24 protein-coding genes are annotated in these 24,273 nt (G+C 68.5%); 11 read left to right on the top strand and 13 right to left on the bottom strand.

From position 1 onward, the window contains the following. Window positions 1–25: 25 nt before the first annotated feature. Window positions 26–2,095: a S46 family peptidase gene (locus IP78_RS10310; RefSeq protein ID WP_054111591.1), complete on the top strand. Its 2,070-nt coding sequence runs from the start codon at window positions 26–28 to the stop codon at window positions 2,093–2,095. A gap of 109 nt (window positions 2,096–2,204) precedes the next feature. Here the strand turns inward: IP78_RS10310 and IP78_RS10305 are convergent, their stop codons facing one another. Then, entirely contained in the window at window positions 2,205–2,522 is a 318-nt protein-coding gene (locus IP78_RS10305) for a GIY-YIG nuclease family protein (RefSeq protein ID WP_054111590.1), read from the bottom strand. A gap of 164 nt (window positions 2,523–2,686) precedes the next feature. Between IP78_RS10305 and IP78_RS10300 the strand changes: the two genes are divergently transcribed. After that, window positions 2,687–4,765, top strand: a complete 2,079-nt coding sequence (locus IP78_RS10300) for a S46 family peptidase (protein ID WP_054111589.1) — start codon at window positions 2,687–2,689, stop codon at window positions 4,763–4,765. A 101-nt stretch (window positions 4,766–4,866) separates the two neighbouring features. On the opposite strand, the gene ppk2 is transcribed toward IP78_RS10300, so the two are convergent. Next, entirely contained in the window at window positions 4,867–5,613 is a 747-nt protein-coding gene (gene ppk2 / locus IP78_RS10295) for a polyphosphate kinase 2 (protein WP_054111588.1), read from the bottom strand. Window positions 5,614–5,687: 74 nt separating this feature from the next. Here ppk2 and IP78_RS10290 point away from each other — a divergent pair, with 74 nt between their 5' ends. The 3 genes from IP78_RS10290 to IP78_RS10280 all read left to right on the top strand — a co-directional run bounded on the left by IP78_RS10290 (window position 5,688) and on the right by IP78_RS10280 (window position 8,001). Continuing rightward, complete coding sequence (locus IP78_RS10290; RefSeq protein ID WP_054111587.1) at window positions 5,688–6,782, top strand: serine hydrolase; 1,095 nt, start codon at window positions 5,688–5,690, stop codon at window positions 6,780–6,782. Window positions 6,783–6,830: 48 nt separating this feature from the next. Further along, window positions 6,831–7,592: an extensin family protein gene (locus IP78_RS10285; RefSeq protein WP_054111586.1), complete on the top strand. Its 762-nt coding sequence runs from the start codon at window positions 6,831–6,833 to the stop codon at window positions 7,590–7,592. 205 nt (window positions 7,593–7,797) lie between these two features. After that, complete coding sequence (locus IP78_RS10280) at window positions 7,798–8,001, top strand: cold-shock protein (protein WP_054111585.1); 204 nt, start codon at window positions 7,798–7,800, stop codon at window positions 7,999–8,001. A 29-nt stretch (window positions 8,002–8,030) separates the two neighbouring features. Here IP78_RS10280 and IP78_RS10275 read toward each other — a convergent pair whose 3' ends face one another. Further along, entirely contained in the window at window positions 8,031–8,963 is a 933-nt protein-coding gene (locus tag IP78_RS10275; protein WP_054111584.1) for a DMT family transporter, read from the bottom strand. 247 nt (window positions 8,964–9,210) lie between these two features. Here IP78_RS10275 and IP78_RS10270 point away from each other — a divergent pair, with 247 nt between their 5' ends. The 3 genes from IP78_RS10270 (at window position 9,211) to IP78_RS10260 (ending at window position 11,770) form a co-directional block, all read left to right on the top strand. Next, complete coding sequence (locus IP78_RS10270) at window positions 9,211–10,236, top strand: tetratricopeptide repeat protein (protein WP_156320364.1); 1,026 nt, start codon at window positions 9,211–9,213, stop codon at window positions 10,234–10,236. Window positions 10,237–10,457: 221 nt separating this feature from the next. Beyond that, window positions 10,458–11,060, top strand: coding sequence for a hypothetical protein (locus IP78_RS10265; RefSeq protein ID WP_054111582.1), 603 nt, complete (start codon window positions 10,458–10,460; stop codon window positions 11,058–11,060). Window positions 11,061–11,179: 119 nt separating this feature from the next. Next, entirely contained in the window at window positions 11,180–11,770 is a 591-nt protein-coding gene (locus tag IP78_RS10260) for a L,D-transpeptidase (RefSeq protein WP_197272435.1), read from the top strand. Between the two features lie 349 nt (window positions 11,771–12,119). On the opposite strand, the gene IP78_RS10255 is transcribed toward IP78_RS10260, so the two are convergent. From IP78_RS10255 to IP78_RS10230, 6 genes are all read right to left on the bottom strand, one after another. Beyond that, entirely contained in the window at window positions 12,120–12,440 is a 321-nt protein-coding gene (locus tag IP78_RS10255; RefSeq protein WP_054111581.1) for a transcriptional regulator, read from the bottom strand. Continuing rightward, a complete protein-coding gene (locus IP78_RS10250; RefSeq protein ID WP_054111580.1) occupies window positions 12,437–12,922 on the bottom strand; it encodes a hypothetical protein in 486 nt (161 codons plus the stop codon). The genes IP78_RS10255 and IP78_RS10250 overlap by 4 nt, the downstream gene beginning before the upstream one ends. Before the next feature lie 261 nt (window positions 12,923–13,183). Beyond that, the gene (locus IP78_RS15030; RefSeq protein ID WP_082384951.1) at window positions 13,184–14,245 is read right to left on the bottom strand and encodes a S41 family peptidase; all 1,062 of its coding nucleotides are present in this window, start codon (window positions 14,243–14,245) and stop codon (window positions 13,184–13,186) included. 175 nt (window positions 14,246–14,420) lie between these two features. Beyond that, the gene (gene gluQRS / locus IP78_RS10240; protein ID WP_054111578.1) at window positions 14,421–15,269 is read right to left on the bottom strand and encodes a tRNA glutamyl-Q(34) synthetase GluQRS; all 849 of its coding nucleotides are present in this window, start codon (window positions 15,267–15,269) and stop codon (window positions 14,421–14,423) included. 4 nt (window positions 15,270–15,273) lie between these two features. Next, window positions 15,274–16,398 carry a JmjC domain-containing protein gene (locus tag IP78_RS10235; RefSeq protein WP_054111577.1) on the bottom strand — a complete coding sequence of 375 codons (1,125 nt, stop codon included), beginning with the start codon at window positions 16,396–16,398 and terminating at the stop codon, window positions 15,274–15,276. Between the two features lie 80 nt (window positions 16,399–16,478). After that, entirely contained in the window at window positions 16,479–17,621 is a 1,143-nt protein-coding gene (locus IP78_RS10230) for a JmjC domain-containing protein (protein ID WP_156320363.1), read from the bottom strand. Between the two features lie 152 nt (window positions 17,622–17,773). On the opposite strand from IP78_RS10230, the gene IP78_RS10225 reads away from it, so the two are divergent. From IP78_RS10225 to IP78_RS10215, 3 genes are all read left to right on the top strand, one after another. Beyond that, on the top strand, window positions 17,774–18,466 hold the full coding sequence (locus IP78_RS10225; protein ID WP_054111575.1) for a DNA-3-methyladenine glycosylase: 693 nt from the start codon (window positions 17,774–17,776) through the stop codon (window positions 18,464–18,466). Further along, complete coding sequence (locus IP78_RS10220; protein ID WP_054111574.1) at window positions 18,463–19,125, top strand: trimeric intracellular cation channel family protein; 663 nt, start codon at window positions 18,463–18,465, stop codon at window positions 19,123–19,125. Before IP78_RS10225 ends, IP78_RS10220 begins: the two co-directional genes overlap by 4 nt. Before the next feature lie 419 nt (window positions 19,126–19,544). Continuing rightward, window positions 19,545–20,105 carry an HNH endonuclease gene (locus IP78_RS10215; protein WP_054111573.1) on the top strand — a complete coding sequence of 187 codons (561 nt, stop codon included), beginning with the start codon at window positions 19,545–19,547 and terminating at the stop codon, window positions 20,103–20,105. 9 nt (window positions 20,106–20,114) lie between these two features. On the opposite strand, the gene IP78_RS10210 is transcribed toward IP78_RS10215, so the two are convergent. The 4 genes from IP78_RS10210 to IP78_RS10195 are packed head-to-tail and all read right to left on the bottom strand — an operon-like array spanning window position 20,115 to window position 24,197. Continuing rightward, a complete protein-coding gene (locus IP78_RS10210) occupies window positions 20,115–20,549 on the bottom strand; it encodes a response regulator (protein ID WP_082384950.1) in 435 nt (144 codons plus the stop codon). Then, complete coding sequence (locus IP78_RS10205) at window positions 20,546–22,489, bottom strand: PAS domain S-box protein (RefSeq protein ID WP_054111572.1); 1,944 nt, start codon at window positions 22,487–22,489, stop codon at window positions 20,546–20,548. Before IP78_RS10205 ends, IP78_RS10210 begins: the two co-directional genes overlap by 4 nt. After that, window positions 22,486–23,106, bottom strand: coding sequence for a response regulator transcription factor (locus IP78_RS10200; protein WP_231680982.1), 621 nt, complete (start codon window positions 23,104–23,106; stop codon window positions 22,486–22,488). The genes IP78_RS10205 and IP78_RS10200 overlap by 4 nt, the downstream gene beginning before the upstream one ends. After that, window positions 23,106–24,197 (bottom strand): sensor histidine kinase, encoded by a 1,092-nt coding sequence (locus IP78_RS10195; protein WP_054111570.1) that lies wholly within the window; start codon window positions 24,195–24,197, stop codon window positions 23,106–23,108. The genes IP78_RS10200 and IP78_RS10195 overlap by 1 nt, the downstream gene beginning before the upstream one ends. Window positions 24,198–24,273 lie beyond the last annotated feature (76 nt).

Here is a 24,273-nt window from a genome sequence, read left to right as displayed (position 1 = left end):
AACGCCCCCTCCGGAGATCCCCCCTATGTCGCTTCGCCGTCTTGGCCTCGCCGCCTCGCTCGTCGCCCTGTCGTTCGCCGCCAACCCGGCGCTGGCGGACGAGGGGATGTGGACGTTCGACAACTTCCCGATCCAGACGGTGAACGACAAATACGGCACCCGCATCGACCAGGCGTGGCTCGACCGCGTGAGGAACGCCGCCGTCCGCATCCAGGGCTGCTCGGCCTCGGTGGTGTCGCCCAATGGTCTGGTCCTGACCAACCACCACTGCGTCGTCTCCTGCGTCCAGGACCTGTCGGACGCCCAGAACGACTTCGTCGCCGCCGGCTTCCGTCCCGCGACCCGCGAGGACGAGCGCCAGTGCGCCGGACAGACGGCCGAGATCCTGACCAACATCACCGACGTCACCGACCGCATCCTGGCGGCCGGTGAGGGGCTGGAGGGCGCAGCCTTCGTCCAGGCGCGTGGGGCCGAACAGCAGGCGATCCAGCGCGAGGCCTGCGGCGACGACCGGACCCGCACCTGCCAGGTCATCAGCTTCTACCGTGGCGGCCGCTATGCCCTGTACGAGTTCCGCCGCTATGAGGACGTGCGTTTGGCCTTCGCGCCGGAGTTCCAGGCGGCCTTCTTCGGCGGTGACCCGGACAACTTCAACTTCCCCCGCTTCGCGCTCGATTTCGCCTTCCTGCGCCTCTACGAGAACGGCCAGCCGGTCGAGACGCCGAACCACCTGACCTGGACCACCGAGGTGCCGGAAGAGGGCGACCCCGTCTTCGTGGCGGGCAATCCCGGCTCGACCTCGCGTCTTCTGACCGTCGATCAGCTGGAGCGTCTGCGCGATCAGGTCCAGCCGACGACCCTGCTCCAGCTGTCGGAACTGCGCGGCCGCATCCAGCAGTACGCCTTCACCGGCGAAGAGGCCGCGCGCGTCTCGGTCGATCCGCTGTTCGGCATCGAGAACAGCTTCAAGGCCACCTTCGGCCAGCAGCAGGCCCTGCTCGACCCCGACTTCCTGGGCAGGAAGCGCGAGGAGGAGGCCCAGCTGCGCGCCGCCGTCGCCGCCGATCCCGCGCTGGCTGAGCGCATCGGCGATCCCTGGAGCGAGCTGACCGCCGTCGAGGACAGGGCGGCGGACCTGTTCATTCCCTTCCGCCAGCTGGAGGCCGCCGCTGGCCAGCGCTCGCTGCTTTACAGCTATGCCCGCGCCATCGTCCGCGCGTCGAAGGAACGGGCCAAGCCGGCGGATCAGCGCCGTCCTGGCAACTCCGACGCCGACATCGCCGCGCTCGGCCGTCGCCTCGCCGCAGTGACGCCGATCGAGGCGGACCTGGAAGAGATCTACCTGTCCTTCTGGCTGTCCAAAACCCGTGAATACCTGACCGTCGACAATCCCGACGTCCAGCGTCTGCTGGGCCGCGAGAGCCCCGAGGCCCTGGCGGACCGCCTCGTGTCGGGCACGGGTCTGGCCGACCCCGCCCGCCGCGCCCAGCTTCTGGCCATGACGCCGGAACAGCTGGCCGCCTCGGGCGACCCGATGATCGAGTTCGTGATGCGGAACGACGACGCGGCCCAGTTCCTGCGCGCCCAGTGGGAATCAACGGTGTCGGGCCCGACCGCGCGCGCCGCCGAACGCATCGCCCAGGCCCGCTTCGCGGCTTACGGCACCAACCAGTATCCCGACGCGACCTTCTCGCTGCGCCTGTCCTATGGGGCGGTCGAGGGCTGGACCTGGCGCGGCACGGAGGTCGAGCCCTTCACCCGGATCGGTGGCCTGTATGAGCGCGCCACGGGCTCGGCCCCCTTCGTCCTGTCCGAGGCCTTCGCGGCCGCCGAGGACCGGGTCAACAAGGACGTCGTCTACAACTTCAGCTCCACCAACGACATCATCGGCGGCAACTCGGGTTCGCCCGTGATCAACGCCGACGGCGAGGTGGTCGGCGCGGCCTTCGACGGCAACATCCACTCGCTCGGCGGCGCCTTCGGCTACGACGCGGCGCTGAACCGCACGGTGACGGTGTCGACGGCGGCGATCACCGAGGCCCTCCGCAACGTCTACCAGCAGCCCCGCCTGCTCGAGGAACTCGGGGTCGAATAGGTCGACCTCTCCCTCCCCCTCGGGGGAGGCGCACGATTGTCATCCCGGCCGAAGCGCAGCGAAGAGCCGGGACGAGCCGCCGCAAATGTCTGAAGGCCCGGACAGACCGTCAGGTCTGATCCGGGCCACGGCCTGCCCGCAACTGGCTATAAAGATCGGCCCACCGTGGATTGTCCTTCTCGACCAGGGCGAACTTCCAAGGTCGCTGCCACCGCTTGATCCGCTTCTCACGCAGGATCGCCTGATCGACGTAGCGATGATGCTCGTACCAGACCAACTGGTCGATCCCGTGCTCGCGGGTGTAGCCGTCGAACACGCCGAGCTTGTGCTCCTCGACTCGCCTGATCAGATCATTCGTCATCCCGACGTACAGCCAGCCGCATGGTGCATCGGCCAGCATATAGACCCAGAAATCGAAGTCACGCATGCCCGTCTCCCGGACAATCGTTGCGCGATTTCCGGGAGGGAGTCAAAGAACCCAGCCGTGCGTCCCGGCTCTCCGCTGCGCTTCGGCCGGGATGACAAATCCGTGCGCAACTTGACCCATCCGGCGTGATCCCCTCCATTCCCGCCCGAAATCCGGAGTCCCCCATGCGCCTTCTCCTTCTCGCCACCACCGCCGTCCTCCTCTCCGCCACCGCCGCCTCTGCCGAGGAAGGCATGTGGACCTTCGACAACTTCCCCATCGCGCGGGCGAACCAGACGCTGGGGACGAACATCGATCAGGCGTGGCTGGACCGGGTGCGGCTGAGTTCGGCCAGGTTCGGCGGGTGCTCGGCGGGCATCGTCTCGGCCCAGGGGCTGGTGCTGACCAACAACCACTGCGTCGCCAGCTGCGTGGCCAATCTGTCGACGCAAGCCGTGAACTATGCCGCGACCGGCTTCACGCCGCGCACCCGCGAAGAGGAACTGCGCTGCCCCGGCGGGACGGCCGAGATCCTGACCGACATCACCGACGTCACCGAGCGCGTCAGGGCGGCGGGCGCCGGTCTGACGGGCCAGGCCTTCACCCGCGCCCGCGACGCCGAGATCGGCCGCATCGAACAGGAAGCCTGCCAGGGCGCCTCCGACCGCCGCTGTCAGGTCGTCAGCCTTTATCGCGGCGGCCAGTTCAAGCTCTATGCCTACAAGCGCTACACCGACGTGCGTCTGGCCTGGGCGCCCGAGGACCGGGCGGCGACCTTCGGCGGGGACCTGGACAACTTCTCCTTCCCGCGCTTCGCCATCGATGCCGCCTTCGTGCGCCTGTACGAGAACGGCCAGCCGGTCGCGACGCCGACCCACTTCGTCTGGAACGATGACCAGCCGGTGACCGGCACGCCCGTCTTCGTGTCCGGCAGCCCCGGATCGACGCAGCGTCTGCTGACCCAGGACCAGCTGGCGTCCATCCGCGACGTCGTCCTGCCGCTGGACCAGCTGATCGCGTCGGAGCTGCGTGGCCGGCTGATCCGTTTCGCCGCCGAGAGCGAAGAGAACGCCTTCATGGCCATGGACCCGATCGTGGGTCTGGAAAACACCTACAAGCGCGGACTGGGCCGCATGCGCGCCCTGACCGACGCCGGCTTCATGAGCCGCCGCGCCGAGGCCGAGGCCGACTTCCGCGCCCGTGTCGCCGCCGACACCGCGATGGCCGAGGCGGCCGCGGATCCATGGGGCGCGCTCTCGGCCGTGCAGCCAGCGGTGCGTGAGCTCTATGTGCCCATGGCCCTGCTGGAAGGCGGGACGGGCATCGGCACGACGTCGCCGGGCGGCGGCTCGGTCCTGTTCAACTATGCCCGCACGCTGGTTCGCGCAGCCCAGGAGCGCGAGAAACCCTCGGCCGAACGCCTGCCGGAATACGGCGACGCCCGGCTGGGCGCGGTGGAGAATGCCATCATGGCCCAGGGCCCGGTCTATCCGGAGCTGGAGCAGGTCCGCATGGAATGGTGGCTGTCCAAGACCCGCGAGTGGCTGACGGTCGACGATCCGCGCGTGCGCACCCTGCTCGGCCGTGAGTCCCCCGAGGCCCTGTCGGCGCGTCTGGTCGAGGGCTCCACCCTGGCCGACCCGGCCGTGCGCCGCGCCCTCTGGGACGGCGGCATCGAGGCCATCCGGGCGTCGAACGATCCCCTGATCCAGTGGATGCTGTCGATCCAGGACGTGACGCGCGGCGTGCGCGCCGACTGGGAGACCCGCGTCCAGGCCCCGACGGAACAGGCCTCCGAACGCCTCGCCGCCGCCCGCTTCGCCGCCTATGGCGACAGCGTCTATCCCGATGCGACGGGGACACTCCGCCTGACCTACGGCCTGATCGAGGGCTCCGACGTGCCGGGCCAGAGGTTCGACGGCTTCACCACCTTCGACGGCCTGTGGGACCGGGCGACGGGTGCCGCCCCGTTCGACGTGGCGCCCCGGCTGCTGGCCGCGCGCGACGCCATCGACGGCGACACGGTGCTGAACATGACGGTGTCGTCCGATACCATCGGCGGCTCGTCGGGCTCTCCGGTGGTCAATGAGGCGGGCGAGATCGTCGGGGCCAACTTCGACTCCACCGTCCTGACCCAGAGGAACGCCTACGGCTACGACCGCGACGTCAACCGCAGCGTGATCGTCACCACCGGCGCGGTGACGACGGCGCTGCGCGATGTCTATGGCATGGACCGGCTGGTGGAAGAGCTGGGGGCCGACTGAGGCCGCACCACTTCTGTCATAAGTGTCCCAAGGATTGTCATCCCGGCCGAAGCGGAGCGGAGAGCCGGGATGACAAGGTATTCTAGCGGCTAGAGGCGGAGCTAGGGATTCAGCCGCCCCTGGTGGTCGTCGGCGGCGAAGACCACCTCGCGGTCCGGCCGCTTCACCTTCGATCCCGGCCGTTTCAGCTCGGTCAGGATGTGGCGGATGACGTTGATGCGGGCGGTCTTCTTGTCGTCGGTGGCCACGACCGTCCACGGCCCGTGCTTGGTGTGGCATTCGTCCAGCATGCGGTCGCGCGCGGCGGAATAGGCGTCCCACCGCTTTTGCGCCTCGGCGTCCAGCGACGAGACCTTGAACCGCTTCAGGGGGTCGTCGACCCGCTCCGCCAGCCGCTTGGCCTGCTCGGCCTTGGAGATGTCCAGCCAGATCTTGATCAGCTGGATCCCCGAGCCGCGCAGCATGGTCTCGAAATGCGGCACGTCCTTCAGGAACTGCTCGTGCTGTTCGGGCGTGCAGAAGCCCATGACGGGCTCGACCCCGGCGCGATTGTACCAGGACCGGTTGAAGATCACCCACTCGCCCGCCGCCGGCAGATGGGGGACATAGCGCTGGAAATACCACTGGGTGGTCTCGCGCTCGGTCGGCTTGGGCAGGGCGACGACGCGGGTCTGGCGCGGCGAGGCGAACTCGGTGATGCGCTTGATGGCCCCGTCCTTGCCCGCGCTGTCGCGGCCCTCGAACACGATCAGCACTTTCTGGCCCTGTTCGATCGACCAGTGCTGGGTATCGACCAGCTCGATCTGGAGCTTCTCCAGCTCGGCCTCGTAGTCGTCCTTCTTGCCCATGGTCGTCTCCTTGCCTCGGCGAGGTTGCAGCGATTTAAGTTGGCGCGTCGAGTCCGATCGCACAGTCTGGTCCCATGAGCACAAGACGAGAGCTGCTGGTGGGGACCGCCGCCCTCGCCGTCGTCGGAGCCGGGTCAGCGGGCGCCGACGCCCGCGCATGGGACGCCGCCCTCGACCGGATCGCGGCGGGCGAAGGCGCGGCGCCCGCGCTGGCCGGCATGGTCGTGGGCCGGGACGGACCGCTATGGATCGGGGCGCGCGGGGTGCGTCGCGCGGCATCACCGGATGCCGTGACCGCGGATGACCGCTGGCACCTGGGGTCCAACACCAAGGCCATGACCGCGGCCCTGTATGGCCGCCTGGTCGATCAGGGCCGGGCCAGCTGGTCGGCGACCCTGTCTCAGACGCTGCCCGACATGGCGATGCATGAGACGTGGCGCGATACGGCCCTGACCGCCGTCATGGGCCATGTCGCGGGCCTGTCGGATCAGACGGCGATGGGTCGGACCTGGCTGATGACGGCGCGATCCGATCCGCGAAGCCTGCCCGAGCAGCGCCGGGCGCTCGTGGAGGCCATGCTGGCCGTGCCGCCCGCAGGGACACCGGGAACCTTCGCCTATGGCAACGCCAACTACATCGTCCTCGGCGCCGCGATCGAGGCGTTGACCGGTCAGCCGTGGGAAGAGGTCCTGCGGACCGATCTGTTCGCGCCGCTGGGCATCCGCAGCGGCGGGTTCGGCGCGCCACCGGGGGACCAGCCCTGGGGGCATCGCGGCGGGACCGCGATCGATCCGGCGAACCCGGGCTCCGACAATCCCCTCGCGCTCGGACCGGCGGGCACCGCCCATATGACGCTGGGCGACTATGCGCGCTTCCTCGGGTTGTTCCTGAACGACGGCGCCGGCCTCCTTTCTGCGGACACGATGGCGGTTCTGACCCGATCGGCGGGTTCGGGCCGGCCAGCGTACGGCGGGGGATGGATCATCGCCGAAGGTCAGTCCTGGGCGGGCGGTCCGGCCCTGACCCACGATGGCTCCAACACGATGTGGTATCTGTCGGCTTGGGTGGCGCCGGGGGCGGGACGCGCCTTCGTGGCGGCGTCGAACGACGGCATGGCCGGCGCTCAGGCCTGCCGCCAGCTGATCCCGGCCCTGATCCAGGCGACCTGACGGGTTGTCGCTGGCGGATCGAACCGCCGCGCTTCATGTTGATCGGGCATGAAGCGCGACTTCGCCGATTTCTGGAACCTGATGTGGGAGCTCGGCCTGGCGCTGTGCGCCGGCTTCGCCCTGCTGAACGTCTTCGCTCCGCCCCAGGACCTGCCGTGGAAGCCGCTGGACCTGAACCGCCCCATCGGTCAGGCGACGGCGGCCAAGGTGGCGGACTTCGCCGTGTCCTTTTCCGCGCCGGATGAAGAGGTCGAGGCGGTCACCGCCGCCTGCCTCCAGACGCTGCGGGATGCGGGCGTTCAGGTCCGCCGCGCCGAGGCCATCGACGGCGGCGGCTTCTGCCAGGTGAGGAACGCCGTGGTCATCACCGGTGGCGCGGTGACGCCGCTCCGGCCCGGCGGCCTGACCATGCAGTGCCCGCTGGCGGTCCGCTACGTCATCTGGGACCGGCAGGTTCTGAGGCCGGCCGCGGAGGCCGCCTATGGCTCCACGCCCGTGGCGGTGAACAATTTCGGCACCTATTCCTGCCGCCGCATCTATGGCTCCGACGACCGGAACGACCGTCCCAGCGAGCACGCGCGGGCCAATGCGCTGGACGTCGCCTCGGTCACCCTGGCGGATGGACGCACGGTCTCGGTCCAGTCCGACTGGGACGGGCAGGGGCCGCAAGGCGTTGAAGGGGCGGGCTTTATCCGGCGGATCCGGGACGGGGCCTGCCGCGTGTTCTCGACGGTTCTCAGTCCCGACTACAACGAGGCCCACGCCGACCACCTGCATCTGGACGGGGCCCCGAGGGGGCTGTGCGCCTGATTTCACTTCATCTTGATCGCCCGGGGCGCGAATCGATTCCGATTGACCGGGCTTGACGGCTGGGAGACAACATTCGCGCAATCCGGATTTCGCGTGGGGTCCAAACCTGCGTCTAGCTCCTTCTATGAACGAGCCTGTCCAGATGGATTGTCGGACCCCTTGAACAGGGCGTTCGCCTGGAAGAGCGCGTTTATGGAGACGCACAATGCCGACCGGTACGGTCAAGTGGTTCAACCCCACCAAGGGCTTCGGTTTCATCCAGCCCGAATCCGGCGGAAACGATGTGTTCGTGCACATCACCGCCGTTCAGAAAGCCGGCCTCGCCGGTCTCGATGAGAACGCCAAGGTCGAATACGAGCTGGAATCCCAGCGCGGCAAGACCTCGGCCGTGAACCTGAAGGTCCTCTGATCCTCACCGATCAGGGTCGCCGATAGCGATCACGCGGGCGCGGTTCCTCCGGGAGCCGCGCCCGTTTTCGTAGGCGCGGGCGGTCGCGCGTTCGACCACTGCGCCAGGACGATCGCCGCCATCACCAGCGCCCCGCCCAGCGCCTGAACCGGCGACAGGATCTCGCCGAAGATCACCCATCCCAGCAGACCCGCCACGATCGGCTGGATCAGGATGGTCACGGCGGTGATGGACGCCGGCAGCCGCCCCAGCGCCCAGGCTACGCCGCCCTGTCCGGCCACATGCATCAGCCCCATGCCCACACAGGCCGCCCATCCCGCGGCCGTCGCCGGAACCATGTCCTCGCCCAGCATCAGGGCGACGGCCCCCATCAGCGGCAGGCCCGCCAGGGTCGCCCAGAAGGTGACCTTCAAGGCGCCCGCCGTGGTCCGGGCAAACTTCACCATCAGGAAGTAGAGGGCGTACCAGACCGAGACGAGCAGAGAGAGGGCGTCGCCCAGCGGCGGATTGGTGCCCTGGCCCCCCGCCTTGCCCGCCGCCATGGCCCAGGCCCCGGCCATGGCGAAGCCCAGCGCCAGGAGGAACAGCCGCGCGGGCTTCTCCTTGAAGAACAGCCACCCGATCAGGGTCACCACCACCGGCGTCAGGTTGCACAGCACCGTGGCGTTGGCGACCGAGGTCATGACGATGCCGTAGTGCCAGAACGACAGGTCCAGCGCGAAGAACAGCCCCGCCAGCAGCATCCACTTCGACGGCCGCCCCAATCCTAGCCAGTCTGGGCCTTCGCCGCCCGGCCGGGCGACCAGCAGGACCAGCAGCGGCATGGCGAAGGCGAACCGCCAGAACCCCGCCGCCGCCGGTCCCGTTTCGGTGAGCCTGACCAGGATCGGTGCCAGCCCCAGGATCGACGCCGAGGCCAGCACGACCAGCAGCGGAATCAGACGGGGAGCGGGGGCGGTCATTCTGCCTCCCCTTTATGGGCAGGGATGTCGGCGCGCCAGCGACGACAGGGTGGGGTTTGCACCACCCTCCCCACCCGGACTTCGCTTCGGTCCGCCCGCCGTCGTCTCTACTCCCATGAAGGGGAGGCAGAGGCTTCGAGGCTCGTGGCGAGGGTCTCTCCGGGCTTAACGCCAGAGCCAGACGATCCGGGGTCAGCGTCTTCTCATCGCCGTCAAATCAGGGTCTCGACGCGACCGGAAGCGGACTTTGGTCGCACGTTCCAACCTTGCCAGCGCTGCTGTTTCGGACAACGTTGACGGGAGTGCAGTGGAAAAGGGTCGGAACATGCGGTGGATGGGCTTGGCTTGTGCAGGCGCGATGGCGGTGTCGGTGGCCATGGTCGGCGCGGTGCCGCAGGCGATGGCGCAAACCTCTGGCCCGCGCGCATCGTGCCTCAGCTATCCACAGCCGGCCCCGCTGGACCAGCGCCGGACAGAGGCTCTGGAGAGCAGATTCACTGCGACGCTCTCTGGCCTGGCCCGAGAGCTTTACCGGCCGACGGATGGCACGCAGGTGGACTGGGCCGAGGCCGTCCGACTGAACCGGCTGGTGATGCAACGCACGGAAAACTTCGCCTATACGACATACGGGGCCCGTCTGTGGGAAGAGGCGGCCAACACGATCCAAAAAATTCACCAAATCGGCCTGTATGGCGCGCCGGTCGACTTTGCAGAAGTCGAGCGGATCTATCAGTTGCAGGAAGCGCGGGGACTAGATGTTTCTGAAAGGCGGGCGCAAACGGCGCTGCTGCGTCGCGGTTTTGAGGACTACCTGGCCGGTGTGGAGCTCAGCAGGGCCGGTGATCACGTTCGCGCGCTGACACGTCTGCGGCTGGCGGGAGAGGCTGGCTTTGCCCACGCCCAGTATGCTGTCGGGCGCTATTACATGGGCGAGCGAGGTATAGACGCCAATTTTCCAGAGGCCTTTCGATGGTTTCAGAGGGCAGCCTTACAAGACCATAGTGACGCGATGTATTCTCAAGGCGTCCTTCTCTATGGGGACTATGCTGGAATGACGCAAAATCAACGCAACGCGATTCCCTATCTTTATAGTGCCGCGCAGCGCAACCACGCCTATGCCATGCTCGGTCTGGGGCTTTCATTCCAGAACGGGAATGGCGGCCTCCCGCGCAATCGAAACGAGGCGCTTTGCTGGTATCGTCGGGCACTGGCGGCCGGAAACGATGTCGACGGATCGCGTCGCGAAGCCCAGGCGTTGATCGATCGGCTGTAACCGGCGGTCGGAAGGCCAGCCCGCCACCTAGCCTCGCGCGCCGGTCGCGTCATCGCCCGACGGGGATGTCCGCGCGACAGGCGGGCGGGCTCAGGCCCCGGCGGTGGACAGGCGAAAAGGGTTAATGTAGCTGTAATCGAGTGCGTTGCCGGCCTCCTCCAGGGTTCGCCTGACAGGAGAATATTGAAGTCTCGCAAGGACTTGAGAGGGGAGCTGACGGAATGGATCCGATCACTTCGATCGTGGCCTCCATGCTGATCTCGGGCGCGGCGGCGACGGATGGTCACGGATGCCACGAACGCCCGCACGGCTCGCATGACGCCTGCGCCTGCACCCGCGTCGTCGACTTCTACGGCCCGTGGACGGGTGGAGGCGGCTATACCCCGCCCGGCGGCTGGCCGCCGCCGATCCACGTCCCGGCCGGCCCGGCCATCCACGTCGCCTCGCCCGGCTACCGGGTGATCGGTCGCCCGGTCCATGTCGCCGGCCCGGTCGTCCACATCCAGGGCCCGCCGGTCTATGTGGACGCCCCGCCGATCCGCATCGCGCCCGCCCAGATCTACGTCCAGCGTCCCGAGGTCCATGTGCGCCCGTCGGAGATCATGGTCGAGCCGCCGCAGGTCTATTTCTCGGATTGCGAGGACGGCACGGTCTGCACGCCGGTCGAGGGCCACGGTGGCGGTTCGGGCCGTGGCGCGCGCGCATCGGCCCACGAGACGGCTCCGCCGCCGCCGGTGAGCGGATCCGCCGTGATGTCGTCACGGGTGTCGCCGCCGCCTCCGCCGCCCGTTCCCGTCTATCCGCCCAGACAGGATCGAAACTGACGGTGACGGCCGGGGCCCCCGCGGGGACAGCCGCGCCGACAGGCCGTTCCCCGGCCGGGCGCCGCAGGCTGGGGCGGGGGATAGGCGCCGCCGGTCTGGCGCTCGGGCTCATCCTCGCCATGTCCTTCCCGGCGGCCGCGCGACAGCCCGGTGCACTGGGCCAGGCGGACGCGGTCGACCCAGCGGCCTCGCCCGCCATTCAACGTCTGAAGTCCTGGGTTCTTGCGACCGGCGACAATCAGGGCCTGCCCTTCGTCCTGATCGACAAGGTCGAGGCCCGGGTCTTCGCCTTCAGCCCCGACGGAGGGCTGCTGGGGACCGCGCCCGTGCTTCTGGGTCTGGCGCGAGGCGACATCTCGCCCCCCGGGATCGGCGACCGCCCCCTGTCCGCCATCGCGCCGGAAGACCGCATCACGCCATCGGGACGCTTTCTCGCCGCGACCGGCGAGAACCTGACCGGGGCGAGCGTGCTCTGGATCGACTACGACGAAGCGCTCTCGCTGCATCCGGTCAGGGGTCGACCGGCAGATCGTCGACTGCAGCGCCTGGCGACGCCGACGCCTGAGGACAACCGCATCTCCTACGGCTGCGTGAACGTGCCGGTCGCCTTCTATGACGATATCATCGCCCCGACCTTCAGAGGCACGGCGGGGATCGTCTACATCCTGCCCGAGCACCGCCCGATCACCGAGGTCTTTCCCGGGGTCTGACAGGGTCTGCGGCCCATGACGCGACCGCCAGGCTCCCCTGCGGTTCGATCAATCGACGGCCGCCGTCACGGCCATCGCGCGCGTTTCAGAACGGCGATCATCGGGTGCCAGACAGCCTGACCACGTCGGCGACGCCCGGGTCGCGCCTGCCCACAGTCCATGCCCGCTTTCGACGCATAGCGGACATCGAAGACGGGAAGGCCAGCGACGATCGGCGCAGCCGCAATCGTCCGCCAGTCGGGTGTGGTAGGCGAGCTCGCCCCTTGGCCAATGAAAAAAGGTCGGAACTGCTCGCCCGCAAATGCTGGACGCCGACTGTCCCGACTTTGTGCGACCTTTGCCTCAAACGCTAGTCTGATTGCTCTTCCGAGCGTGGAAATGATTGCAGGCTAGCAAGCCGTTGGAGCTCCGCTAAATGGGCGGTAAAGGCCCGTCGCCCCAAGGGCGTCAGCCGCGCCCAGGTCCTGTTCCTGCCGGAGGAAACGGCTTTGCGGATAGCAATATACTGAGCCTCGTTCAGCAGCTTCAAATGCTTGGACAAGACCGAGTCCGACACAGCTAGTGCATCCCGGAGCATGGAGAACTCGGCCTCCTCCACGCTCACCAGAACGGCACAGATCTGAAGCCGACCCGGCGCATGGATCACCGGATCGAACGTCGGCACCTTCATATTTCGCTGGCTGCCAAGGCCTTGCGATAAATCGAAACCCACCAGCGGCTGGCTACGAAGGTGGTCATCGTAGCGAGGGCTCCTGCAATAAGGGCCGGCCAGCGCTGACCAAGCGCCATCGACGAGATGAAGGTGATCAACGCCAGCGCCGCAATGATGAGATACATGCCGATGGCCACGGCCCGCGCCGGAGGCGGGCCGCCGTTCTTCGCCCATATCCCGCTGCGGTCGCGACGGATGACCGATAGCCAGGTGATCGCCCCGATGCACGGCCCTGCAGCGAGAGGTCCCCAAGGCATCGGCATGGTGTTCACGGCGAAAACGCCCCCGACCGCCAGCGCGAACGCCAGGTCGAATGTCCAGTGAACATCGAGTCGCTTGGCAACAGCGGCTTTGGCGTCACGAACTTCCGCCAGCGCGTCAAGGGATGTCCGATCCACCACTGTAAGCACCTCTTTGGTTTCCAAAGTGGAAAGTATCATAACTTTCCATATTGGCAAGTGAAGGGCGCTGATCGGAAAAGGCGGTCATGTCCGCTCCCCACCCCAAACGGACCTGCGCGGTGTCCGCTTACGGCGCATCCCCTGAATGTCCGCAATCGGGCGTCAGGCTGAGGGCCGAACCCGACCCGTTGCGGACCTATAGTCAGCGCATTGCCGGCCTGATGCAGCCTGGCAGCAGTGTTTGCGGTCTGTTCGGTCGTCTGACCTGAGGCGTGTCCGTTTGCAGTTGCAGTCCTAACCCTAGCCCCGACAGGAGGGCTGCTGGGCGAGCCACGCTTTTGCAGCCTCCAAGACTGCATCGTCCGGATCACGGGGGTCACCCTGGCCAGTGCTCACGGGTTCGTCCGGGGGGATCCCATCGGGGTAGATCCGACCTTGGCTGTCCCTCAAGTAAGCGGCGGTGACCGCCATCTGGATACCGTCGCTTAGGGTGAGAATGTCATTCGCGCTCGCGACACCGTAGGTTGGCTCACCGAAGTAGCGCGTTCCTTCGCGGCCTCGCAGCGCGATGGCTGTGCCCTCGCCGGAGCTGGCAACGCCTTGATCGATGAGCACCGCCATTGGAAGCTGACTGATGTTCGTCCCGGGGGTCCACGTCGGGAGCGCCCCGAGTATCGCGGCACTTGCACCGGCCGAAGCATATCCAACCATTTGGCCCGACTCGAAGGCGATGCGCGCATCCTCCAACCCAGGGCCTGCGATGGCTGGATAACTGTAACCTTCTCCCAGCAACGGCCAGAGCCCAGCGGTCATCGGGAACATGTTGCCGCCGGAGTTGCCCCGGAGATCAACGACAAACCCGCAGGCCCCTCCGTCGCCCAAGGCGTCAGTGATTGACTGAGCGAAGGAGTTGTCAGCGTCGCTGCCGCCAAAGGCCGGAACGACCACAGTTCGGGCGACCGAGCCTGTTCCCAGTGGAAGATCTCGACCGGAGACAGGACGATCATGGAACTCGGAGTTCGAGACCCGGCGACGGGGAAGGTCCGGCAGATAGCGGTTGCGACCGTTTCGCCTGACCCATTCATCGTATTGTTCGTCGCTTGGGCTAATGAACGAGTGGTTGTCGCCGAGGGACCAGACGATCCAGTGGTAGGCTGGCAGAAGGTCGATTGTGTCTGACGCCGAAGCCGCCAGCTCTCGTGCCCTCGCTTCGACGGCAACCCAATCGACACTGTCTCGGTTCAGTGCGATGGGCCTCACCGCTTGAAGGGCCTCGGTGACCCGGGCTTGTGGGTCAAAGGCTTCCTGAGACACCGCCGGGCCGGCAAGAGCCAGGCCGATAACAAGCACTGCCAAACGCATGGATCGACCCTGAGGCTCGGAGATTCTGACGGACCACGATCACCATTATACCAATGACCGTTCCTCCCTTATAGCCCGGCGCGTGCCTGCTCCAGTCGGGTCCGCTTTCCACCCCTAGCGGCTGTTCGGAGCATCCGCTTTCGACCTGGACCCGTCACACGACGGGCGAAGACCATCAGCCAAAGCCCAGCTCTGCCCTCAGCTCCTCCGCCGTCACCCCCGCCTCCCTGAGGGCCATCAGGGTGACCGACCCGTCGCGCTTGGCATAGCGCTTGCCGTCCGGGCCCAGCAGCAGGCGGTGGTGGCGATAGGTCGGGGTCGGCAGGTCCAGCAGGGCCTGAAGCACGCGCTGGATCGAGGTCGTCTGGATCAGGTCCTCGCCCCGGATGACGTGGGTCACGCCCTGGGCCGCGTCATCGACCACCGAGGCGATGACATAGCCCGCCCCGATGTCCTTTCGCCCCACGACCATGTCGCCCAGGGCCTCGGGCCGGGCGGTCCTGACCCCCGGATCGGCCGTCTCCTCGACCCAGATCAGGCGCTCGAACCCGCCCAGCCGATCCCGCGCGGCCGCCAGCGACAGCCGCCAGGCGAAGGGCCTGCCCTCGGCCATCCACGCGGCCTCTTCTTCGGCAGGCAGGGGGCCGCCGGTGAAGGCGCCCGCGTCGGCCGGATCGTCCGCATGGGGCGCGCCGCCCGCCAGGGCCATCAGCTCCTTGCGCGTCCGAAAGCAGCGATAGAGCACGCCCCTGTCCCGCAGCCGATCCAGCGCCGCGTCATAGGCCGCGCGCCGCTCCGACTGGCGCATCACCGGCCCGTCCCAGTCCAGGCCCAGCCAGCGCAGATCCTCGATCAGGGCCGTCTCATACTCCGGCCGACAGCGGGTGAAGTCGGTGTCCTCGATCCGCAGCAGGAAACGCCCGCCCGCCGACCGCGCCGCCGTCCACGCCGTCAGCGCCGAGAAGGCATGACCCCGGTGCAGCAGGCCGGTCGGCGAGGGCGCGAAACGGGTGACGAAGCTCACGCCCTCACATCCGGGCGATCGCGCCCGCCTGCTCCGCGGCCTTCACGATCGCGTCGATCCGGGGCTCGGGATCGCCGTCGAACTGCACCTTCAGGTGCTCCAGGGCGAAACGGCGCTGGCCCATCATCCAGTCGTGGATCTGCCGGGCGGGGTCCTCGCCCGCCGGGAAGGCGCGCCCGGTGACCTGATAAAGGGTCAGAGCCAGACGCTCGGGCAGGTCGAAGCGGGCGAGCTTTGGACTGGCGCGCCGCTGCTGGCGGGCGGCCTCCTGACGGAAGCTCGGAGAGCTGACGATCTCGGCCAGCACAGGACCCAGGTCGGCCACGGCCCGGGCGAAGGCCTCGGGCTCGGACGCGGCCGACGGCAGCCACTTTCTAAACGCCGGGTGATCGCGCGCCATCATGTCGAGCAGCACCAGCAGCGCACGCCCGGTGAGGGGCATGACGGTGAAGCTGACATGCAGCGAGGGCGCATCGACGGCGATGGCGTCGTGATAGACCCCGCGCGGCACATAGAGCACATCGCCCGGCCGCATGGTCACCGTCTTCACCAGCCGCCCCCGGCTCTTTTCGATGTCGGCGTGGGTCAGGTTGGGCGGATAGTCGAGCGGGTCCGACACGCGGCCCTCGTAGAAGTTCCAGATCTTCTCGCCCTCGGTCTGGACCGCGAAGACGTCGTGGACATCGTAGTGGGTGCCCAGCACCCGGTTCTCCTTGAAGGAGCAGAAGACGCTGGCCCCGACCTTGGCCCCCATGGCCTCGCCTAGCGCCACGCCGGCCTCTGTGATCGGCGCGTGCAGCGTCAGCATGTCGTTGGCCAGGATGCTGGCGCCGGCGCCGAGCATCAGCCGGACCATCTCCGGATCGGGCCGCCAGACCGGACCGTGGGTCGACGGCCGCGAGCGACAGTACTGATCCGGCGGAACATCGACCTCGCGGTGCATCATCTGCAGCCGGTCGGAATCCCAGACATTGGTCTGGGCCAGCAGGCCGTTGAAGGCCGCCCAGGTCAGCAGTTCGCGCTTGGTCGATCCATCGGGCGCGGGCACATGCAGCGGCTCGGTACCCAGGTGCTCGCTGCGAAACCGGTCGATGCCGATGGGCGCCAGGATGTCTTCGAATGTCCGCATGAAGGTTGTCTAGGTCTGACGCACCCGCCTGTCGACGGGGACATGAGGCCGCTGCGATCGGGAGCCGGGGTTCGTCGGGATCATGGGGTGGCGGGTGACAGCCGCACCAGGGCCCCGGACCGCTCCGCCGCCTCCACCGCGCCGCGCAGGGCGGGTTCGGGCACGAAGTCGAACTGGGCGATCATGTCCTCCAGGGCGAACTGGGGCTGGGCCAGGGCCCATTCCATGGCCACCGCGGCCGGTCCTTCGATGCGCGGTCCGATCAGGCCGGCGGGGCGGAACAGCGTCAGCGGCTTGCGCTCGGGCAGGGCATAGGCGGCGGGCCGGGGGGTCAGACGCGCCTGGGCCATGGCGATCTCATTGATGAAGAAGGGCATCCGGGCGATCTCGGTCAGCCGGGTCATCAACCTGCCCACGTGGTCACGCAGCGCGGCGCCGCCGTCCGGCGCGGCCGGCGGAAACCAGGCGCGGAACGTCGGGTCCTGCATGGCCGCCGCTTCCAGCAGGGAGAACAGGATCCGTCCGTACAAGGGCGTGACCGACAGGGTCAGGTGCAGCGACGCCCCCTCGACCGCCAGGGCGTCGTGGTACCAGCCGCGCGGCACATACAGCACATCGCCCGGCCGCATCCGCACCTCCTGCACCAGGGGCCCGCGCGTGGCGGCGAAGTAGGCGCGCGGGTCCGCCGGCTCGGGCGGATCGACGGGATCGGGCGCGCGGTTGGCATACAGCCGCCAGACCTTCTCGCCCTCGGTCTGGATGGCGAAGACGTCGTGCAGGTCATAGTGGGTCTGGAACGCCTGCACCCCGCCGAACGAGCAATAGACATTGGCGGCCACGGCGCCGGCAAAGGTTTCACCCAGACCGTCGCACAGGGCGGCGATTCCCGGCGTCAGGCGCTGGACGTCATTGGCGATCAGGCTGGCCCCGGTCGACAGCAGGACCTCGACCTTGGCCGGCGAGGGCCGCATCACCTTGCCGGCATGGGTGTCGGCCAGCACGCAATAGGCCTCGGCCGGGATCGGCTCGCCGTTTCGGACCATCCTCAGATTGGCGGGCGTCCAGATCGAGGTCTGCGACAGCAGGCCGTTGAACGTCGTCCAGTCCAGGATCGACCGCTTGTCCGATCCCTCCGGCGCGGGAATGTGCAGGGGCCGCGCCCGGTTCTGATCCAGGAAGGTCTCGCGGTTCAGCGGCCGCAACAGATCGTCCAGACTGCGCATCAGGGCCTCACCGGGTTCAGCCGTCGCGCGATGGCGGGTTTCGGCCCTGAACACCGCCCAGCCTCTTCGGCAGGGGTGTCCGCGACGGAAATCTCGTCCAGAGTGAGCATGATCGAACGCTAGCCGTTCATCCGCCTGACCGGAAGACCACCATGCCTCTCAGCCCCGCCGACCTCGCCGCCGCCCGCCAGTCTCTGGCCGAGCGCGACCCGGCGCTGGCCCGGGCGCACGCCCAGACCCCGCCGTTCGAATGGCGCGTCCGGCAGGCGGGGTTCGTCGGCCTGTTCCGCATGATCGTGGAGCAGCAGGTGTCGGTGGCCTCGGCGGCGTCGGTCTGGGCGCGGCTGCAGGCGGGACTGGGCGAGATCACGCCGCAGGCGCTGCTGGCCCATGATCTGGACAGTCTTCGCGGCATGGGGCTGTCGCGGCAGAAGGCGACCTATGGACAGGGCATGGCCCGGGCCCAGGTCGAAGGGCGCATCGATCTGGATCATCTGTCGACGCTGGACGACGCCGCCGCCATCGAGGCCCTGGTGTCGCTGAAGGGCGTCGGCCTGTGGACCGCCGAGGCCTATCTGCTGCTGTGCGAGGGGCGCACCGATGTCTTTCCCGGCGGCGACGTGGCGTTGCAGGAGGCCATCAAATGGGCCGACCGCGCCGAGGTGCGGCCGGACACGAAGCAGGCCTATGCCCGGGCCGAGGTCTGGCGGCCGTGGCGCGGCGTGGCCTGTCACCTGCTCTGGGCCTGGTACACCGGCGTGAAGAAGGGCGAGATCGTGCTGGACGACCTGCCTCCAGCCGTCGAGCGCCGCGCGCGAGACGGCAGGCAAGAGCAACGGCCATGAGCGTCATTGATCCTGCGGCGATCGGGGCCGAGCTGGCGCGTCCGGAAACGGTGTTGGGCGCGCTGGACTTCGCTGGGGTGGCCGTCTTCGCCGCCACGGGCGCGCTCGCGGCGGCGCGGGAGAAGCACGACCTCGTCACCTTCGCCTTCTTCGCCGCGATCACGGGGGTTGGCGGAGGAACCCTGCGTGACCTGCTGATCGGCGCGCCGGTCTTCTGGGTCGAGGACTGGCGCTATATCGCCGTGTGCCTGGCCGCCACCCTGGGGGTCTGGCTGCTCGGCGTCGGGACCTGGCGGTTCCGGGCGCTGCTCTGGCTGGATGCTATAGGGCTGGGGGCCTATGGCGTGCTCGGCGCGGCCAAGGCCGAGGCCTTCGGCGTGCCGCCCCTGGTCTGCATCGTCATGGGGGCTCTGACGGCCTGCTTCGGCGGCATCGTGCGCGACCTCCTGGCGGGCCAGCCCTCGATCCTGCTGCGGCGCGAGATCACGGTCTCCGCCGCGCTTCTGGCCGCCACGGCCTATGTCACGGCGCGGGCCCTCGGCCTGGATCCCTGGCCCGCCGCCCTGATCGCGGCGCCGGCCGGGTTCCTTTTGCGCGCGGGGGCGTTGGTGTGGGGCTGGAGCCTGCCGGGCTTTCCCGGCGGCCTCGCCCGGCGGTAGCCGTCCAGGGTGGGTGACGGAAAGCGGTTCATCACGGAGAGCACGGAGGATTCACAAAGGACACGAAGGGACCGAGCAGAAGGTCAGGTCGCCGATCCGTCACTTCCAGCGATCTATGCAATGGGATCGCGGCTGCGCCGCAAAAGCTTTCCGACGCGAAGCGTCATGTCATTTCGGGCGGCCAAGCATGGCGGTCGTCGCCTTGACCGTCTGCTCGGTCCCTTCGTGTCCTTGGTGAACCCTTTGTGCTCTCCGTGATGAACCTCTTTCTTTGCCCGCCCAAGTCTTCATCAAACCGACGCCAAGCCGTCATGGCGGCGGCGACGAATCGGGGTTAGGCTTCGTTCATCAGAGAGAAGGAGCGACGTCTTCAGTCCGATTTTCTCGATCCCGTCTGGCTCATTGAGCAGGGGGACCTGATGCAGGTCTCCCACAAGCCGCCGTCCGGCTTTCCCGCGCTCGTGCTGAACGCCGACTTCCGGCCCCTTTCCTACTATCCCCTGTCGCTCTGGCCGTGGGAGGAGGCGGTCAAGGCGGTCTATCAGGACCGCGTCGACGTGGTGTCCACCTACGACCGGGTGGTGCGCAGCCCGTCGATGGAAATGCAGATCCCCAGCGTCATCGCGCTGAAGAGCTACGTCGACCAGAACCGCGCCCCGGCGTTCACCCGTTTCAACGTCTTTCTGCGCGACGGCTTCACCTGCCAGTACTGCGGCACCACGGCCGAGCTGACCTTCGACCACGTCATTCCGCGCAGCCGCGGCGGCCGCACCACGTGGGAGAACATCGTCGCCGCCTGCTCGCCCTGCAATCTGAAGAAGGGCGGCCGTACGCCCCAGCAGGCGCACATGCCGATCCGCCGCGCGCCCCACCGCCCGAACGCCTACCAACTCCAGGAGGCGGGTCGCCGTTTCCCGCCCAATTATCTGCACCAGAGCTGGCTGGACTACCTCTACTGGGACATCGAGCTGGAGCCGTAGGTCCGGGGCTCAGCCGCCCAGCGCTGTCCGAAACCTGCGGCGCGTATCCAGCAGGACCCAGCTGCGCATCAGCAGTTCGGCCACGTCGTAAGGCTTGAGCAGCACGTCATTGGCCCCCAGTGACAGGGCCCGAAGGCGTGCGTTCATGGTCGAGTCGGCCGTCAGCACCAGGATCGGCAGATAGTCGTTGGGCGCGGTCAGGCGACGAAAGCTTTCGAGCAGCTCATAACCGTCGATGCCGGGCATCATGAGGTCCAGCAGCACGAGGTCGGGCGTTCTGTCTGCGAACGCTGTGAGGGCCTCCGCCGGATTCAGGAAGGTGACGACCTCGTTGAAGCCCTCGCGGCGAAAGGCGCGATCCACCAGGCTCAGGTTCGCCGGCTCATCGTCCACCGCCAGGATCATGGCTGATTTCAACACGGGGTCCTCGGGGATGATCCTCATGCGCGGTCTCCTTGCGGTACCGGACCTCGCGGCAGGTCGAGAATGAAGACGGCGCCCTGCCGGTCCTCGCGCGGGCGATAGGTGACGTCCCCGCCCTGGGCCTGGGCCAGGCCGCGCGACAGGGCCAGCCCCAGACCGGAGCCCTGGGCACCGCTCCATCGTTCGGCGTCCAGCCGGTCGAACGGGGTGAACAGGCGGTCGACGAGCGCGGGCGGGACACCGGGCCCCTGGTCCCGCACCGCGATCTGGATCCGATCGGGAGTCTCGGCCAGGGTCAGCGTGACGGTCCCTCCGGCCGGGCCGTACTTGATGGCGTTCGACAGAAGGTTCAGCAGGATCTGCACCGTCGCCCTGCGATCGGCGGTGACGCGCGCATCGGAGGCCCCCTCGACGCGAATCTCGACGCCGGCCGCCTGGGCTTGAGGCGCGATCAGGTTGCGTACGTCAATGAGCAGGGGGCCGGCATCCAGCGTCTCTGGTGTCAGGGCGTGGCCGCCGGCCTCGATCCGGGCGATGTCCAGCACCTCCTCGATCATGGCCAGCAGATGCCCCCCGGCCTTGGCGATCTGGTCCACCGCATGTCGCTGGTCGTCCTCCAGTGTGTCGCGGTCCATGCCCAGCAACTGGTTGAAGCCCAGGATCGCGGTCAGGGGCGTGCGCAGCTCGTGGCTCATGCGCGACAGGAACTCGCTCTTGGCGCGGCTGGCGCGTTCGGCCTCGGCGCGGGCGTGGCTCAGGGCCTCCTCGGCGCGGCGGCGCTCGGTGACGTCGCGGGTCACCTTGGAAAAGCCGGTCAACGTCCCGTCCTCGTCGCGCAGGGCGGTGATGACGACGTTGGCCCAGAAGCGCCCCCCGTCCCGGCGGACACGCCAGCCCTCGTCCTCGACCCGGCCATCGCGGCGCGCGACCTCCAGCAGGCGCGCCGGCGTCTCCTCACGGGCTTCGGGAGGATAGAAGGTTGAGAAGTGGCGGCCCAGGATCTCTTCGGCGCTCCAGCCCTTGATGCGCTCGGCCCCGGTGTTCCAGCTGACGACGTTGCCCTCCACATCCAGCGCGAAGATGCCGTAGTCGCGCACACCCTCGATGACGCGCCGATACCGCTCCTCGCCCTCGCGCAGCGCGGCCTCGCGCGAGCGGAGCAGGTCGCCGGCCTGGACCAGCCGTCGCGCCAGGCGGCCGATCTCGTCCTGGGCCTCGTCCACGAGGGTTAGGGGCTCGCCCTGTTCGAGCCGCTCGGCGTCCCGCTCCAGGCCCCGGACCCGGCGCACGATGCCGGTGAACAGAAGCTGGGCCGCCGCCAGCCCACCGAGAATGCCGATCCCCGCCATGACGGCGGTCAGGGTCCAGGTGCGGCGGCGCTCCGCGTCGGCCTGGGCCTGACGCTGTTCCAGCAGTTCCCGCTCGCGCCGTTGCATGGCGTCGATCTCGTCACGGAGCGCGTCCAGGACGGCCTTGTTCGCGACCAGGGCGCGGGCGACATCGGCCGCCTCGACGCCGGCGGCCGTGCCGGCGCCCGGCATGGCGGCCAGCTGGGCCAGGCCCTGCCGCTTCTGGATCACCAGGGTGTCGACCCTGGCCAGCCGCTGACGGATTTCCGGATCGCGGGTGGTGCGGCGCAGGCGATCCAGCGTCTGGGGCAGCAAGGCCTCGGCCTTCACATAGGGCTCCAGAAAGGCCTGTCGGCCGGTCAGCCGATAGCCGCGCACGCCGCTGGCCGCCTCGGCCAGCAGGGCGTGAACTTCATGGATGTCCCGCTGGATGGCGAAGGTCAGACGCACGCGCGCCTCGGCTTCGGCCTCCGCACGTCCGGACAGGTGCAGCGCGCCGATGCCCGACAGCAGGATGGCCAGCGGCAGGGCGACGACGATCAGCCCCTTGGGCCCCAGACCCAGGTCGGCCCAGGCCCGGGCGGCGCTTGTCCAAAGCGGCAGCCGGCTCATGACTGGGTCCTGGCCGCGAACACCGCCGCCTGGGTGCGATCCGCCACGCCCAGCTTGGCGATCAGCCGCTCGACGTGGGTCTTCACCGTGCCGGGGCCGATGCCGAGATCGCGGGCGATTTCCTTGTTGGTCAGGCCGCGCGCGACCCCGTCCAGAACCTGGCGCTCGCGCGTCGTCAGCCGGGCCAGATCGTCCGGGCGAGGGCCGGCGCTCGGGGCCATCGCCCTTCGCAGCAGAGCCGTCGGCAGGGCCGTGCGTCCGGCCGCTACCGCGCGGATGGCGTGAAGCAGCTCCTCGCGCCCGGCGTCCTTCAGCACATAGCCGGTCGCGCCCGAGGCCAGGGCGCTTCGGACATATTCCGGCGTGTCGTGCAGGGTCAGCAGCAGAACCCGTGCGGGTGATCCCTCCAGGATCAGCGTCGCCGCCTCCAGCCCGTTCATGCCGGATCCAAAGCGGATGTCCAGGACAGCCACGTCGACATCGCCTGCGGCGGCGCGCGCGACGGCGGCCTCGGCGGTGGCGACCTCGGCGACGACGGCCATGTCCGGCTCGCGCTCGATCACGGCGCGCAGGCCGGCGCGGGTCAACTCGTGGTCGTCGGCGATCAGCAGACGCATCATCGACGACCCGCCGCAGGTACGATGGCACGGATGCGAAAGCCCCTTGCCGTCTCGCCCGCCTCCAGCCGACCTGCGACGGCGGCCAGCCGCTCGCGCATGATCTCCAGGCCGAACCGGGGGGTGGCCTCGGCGGACGCGCCCCGCGGTTCGCCGCCGGCATTCTCGACGCTCAGCACCACGGCGTCCCGGCTCTCGCTCAGGGCCAGTTCGAGGCACACGCTCGCGCCCGGCGCGTGCTTGGCGACGTTGGTCAGGGCTTCCTGGCCGATGCGGAACAACAGGGTTTCCTGCCAGTCGGGCAGTCGGTCCGGCAGTCGGTCGATCACGGTGACGGCGTGTCCGGCATCCTCCAGCCGACGCGCCGCCTCGCTCAGGGCCGCGACCACGCCCAGGTCATCGAGGCTTGTGGGGCGCAAGCCCGAGATCACGCCACGCAGGTCGCTCACCGCCTGGCGGGCCATGCCGATCAGGGCGTCGAGATCATGCGCGGCCCCCGGCTCGGCTTTGCCGTCGAGATCCAGTCTCAGCAGCTCGAGGCGGCGATGCAGGGCCGCGACCTGTTGAGCCACGCCATCATGCAGGTCCGCCGAGATCGCCGCGCGCTCGCCCTCCTGCGCCGTGACCACGCTGGACAAAACCTGTTCCAGATCCTTTTCGCGCTGGGCCAGACGGCCCAGAAGATCGGCCTCTCTACGCCTCTGGAGGTCGACCGTGAGGCGGGCCTCGATCATTTCGACCAGCAGCCGCAGCGCCTCGGCGTCGTCCGCGCCGGACAGGGCGGCGGGATTCAGCGGCGCCGTGAAGACCAGCCGAACACCGGGCCGTCCACGCTCGGCGAGGGTCTGCATCGGGATGACCAGTCCGCCCTCGGGATCGGCCGCCTCCGGGCCGAACAGAGCGCCGCGCCCGTATCCGGCGAACAGGGCGGCCCGGCGGGCCGCGCGCTCGATCGCGGCGTCCAGATCACCTCCGTCCGCCGCCGCCAGATCGCGGTTGACCTCGATCAGCAGCTTCAGGCGGGCGGCGCGCGCCTCCGAATCCCGGAACAGGGAGCGCAGGTCCGTCGACAGGGCGGCATCAGGGCTCAATCGGGCCGGTCTCCATCTGGAAGACCGTCCTAGCTGAGCTTTTGCAACGCGTCATATGCCGAACGGCATAGGCCGC

Source organism: Brevundimonas sp. AAP58 (assembly GCF_001295975.1).
In the GTDB taxonomy this organism is placed as follows: domain Bacteria; phylum Pseudomonadota; class Alphaproteobacteria; order Caulobacterales; family Caulobacteraceae; genus Brevundimonas.
Note: the sequence above shows the minus strand (reverse complement) of the source record. Positions and strands in the feature narration are given on the sequence as shown.